The sequence below is a fragment of the Kitasatospora sp. NPDC004799 genome (genome assembly GCF_040609095.1).
Lineage (GTDB): Bacteria > Actinomycetota > Actinomycetes > Streptomycetales > Streptomycetaceae > Kitasatospora.
The window spans coordinates 1-2138 of record NZ_JBEXJK010000714.1 but is presented as its reverse complement, the minus strand read 5'-3'; the positions used below and the strand labels follow the sequence as shown (position 1 = coordinate 2138).

1 protein-coding gene is annotated in these 2138 nt (G+C 76.8%); it reads left to right on the top strand.

The genetic code is table 11. The features are described from left to right. On the top strand, positions 1 to 2138 hold a 2138-nt coding region (locus ABZW03_RS40185; protein WP_355269746.1), incomplete at both ends, for an amino acid adenylation domain-containing protein.

The following is a 2138-nucleotide window of genomic DNA, read 5'->3' as shown; positions in this document are numbered from 1 at the left end:
GGACCGGGTGGACGTCGTCCAGCCCGCCCTGTTCGCGGTGATGGTCTCGCTCGCCGCGCTCTGGCGCTCGTACGGCGTCGTCCCGCCGCGGCTGCCCGTCGACCGGCCCCGGCCCGCGGTGCGCACCGCCGACGCCGCCAACGCCGCGACCGTCCGGCTGGAACTGCCCGCCGACACCGCCCGCCGGCTGGCCGAGGTCGGCCGGGAGCGCGGCGCCACCCTGTTCACCACCCTGGTCGCCGCGGCCCAGGCCTACCTGGCCCGGCTCTGCGGGGAGACCGACATCACCGTCGGCACCGTCACCTCCGGCCGGCACCGGCCCGAGGTCCAGCAGCTGGTCGGATTCTTCGTCAACACCCTGGTGCTGCGCTCCCGGGTCGAGCCCGGGCAGCCCTTCGACGCCCTGCTCGGCGAGGTGCGGCAGACCGTCCTGGACGCCTTCGCCCACCAGGAGGTGCCCTTCGAGCAGGTGGTCGACGCCGTCCAGCCCGAGCGCGACACCAGCCGCAGCCCGCTCTTCCAGGTCCACGTGGTGCTCCAGAACGCGCCGTCCGCCGACCTCGATCTGCCGGGCCTCGACGTGACCGGCGTCGAGACCGACGCCGTGCGGACGGCCTTCGAGCTGATCCTCGAATTCGTCGAGACCGCGAGCGGCGCGCTGCACGGCCTGGTCACGTACAACACCGACCTGTTCGACCGGGACACCGTCGAGCGGATGGCCGGCCAGCTCGCCACCCTGCTGACCGCCGTCGCCCACGACCCGGGCCGCCCCGTCGGCGCGCTGCCGCTGGCCGACCCGGACGCGCTGCCCGCCGGGACGCACGGCACCTTCCGCCCGGTGCCCGAGGCGACCCTGCCCGAGCTGTTCGAACGCCAGGCCGCCGCCACCCCCGGGGCACCGGCGCTGCTCGACGGCGAGCGGGAACTCTCGTACGCCGAACTGGACCGGGCCGCCAACCGGCTGGCCCACCAGCTGATCGGGCGCGGCGTCGGACCGGAGCGGCTGGTCGCCCTCGCCCTGCCCCGCTCGGCGGCCATGACGGTCGCCCAGCTCGCCGTCGCCAAGGCCGGCGGCGCCTTCCTCCCGGTCGACCCGGACTACCCGGCGCCCCGGCGGGAGTTCATGGTCCGCGACGCGGGCGCCCACCTGCTGCTCGACGACCAGGCCCAGGTCTGGGCCGCCGAGGGGCCGGACACCGCGCCCACCGACGCAGACCGCACCACCCCGCTCACCCCCGCCCACCCGGCGTACGTCATCTACACCTCCGGCTCCACCGGCACCCCCAAGGGCGTGGTGGTCACCCACCGGGGGATCGCCGGCTTCACCGCGGCCGCCGCCGAGCAGTACGCCGTCGGCCCCGGCGACCGGGTGCTCCAGTTCGCCTCGCCCAGCTTCGACGCCTCCGTGCTGGAACTGTGCGTCTCCGTCCTCACCGGCGCCACCCTGGTGGTCCCCCCGGACGGCCCCTGGCTGGGCGAGGAACTCGCCGCCGTCCTGGACGAGCACCGGATCACCCACACCCTGATCCCGCCCGCCGCCCTGGCCACCGTCCCCGCCGGCGCGGGCCGCCACCTGCGCACCCTGATCGTCGGCGCCGAGGCCTGCCCCGCCGAGCTGGTCGACCGCTGGGCGCCCGGCCGGCGCATGGTCAACTCCTACGGCCCGACCGAGGCCACCATCGTCGCCACCTGGACCGGCCCGCTCGCCGCCGGCACCGGTTCGCCCACCATCGGCGCCGCCCTGCCGCACGCCCGGGTGTACGTGCTGGACGAGGCCATGCGGCCGCAGCCGCCCGGCACCGACGGCGAGCTGTACCTCGGCGGCGAGGGCGTCGCCCGCGGCTACCTGGACCGCCCCGGGCTGACCGCCGCGCGCTTCGTCGCCGACCCCTTCGGCCCGCCCGGCGCCCGGCTCTACCGCACCGGCGACCGGGCCCGCTGGAACGCCGACGGGGAGCTGGAGTTCCTCGGCCGGCTCGACCGGCAGGTCAAGGTCCGCGGCTTCCGGATCGAGCCCGGCGAGATCGAGGCCGCGCTGCGCGCCCACCCCGCCGTCGACCAGGCCCTCGTGGTGGTCCGCGAGGACGAGCCCGGCCGCACCCGGCTGGTCGGCTACGCCACGCCCGCCGACCCGGAGC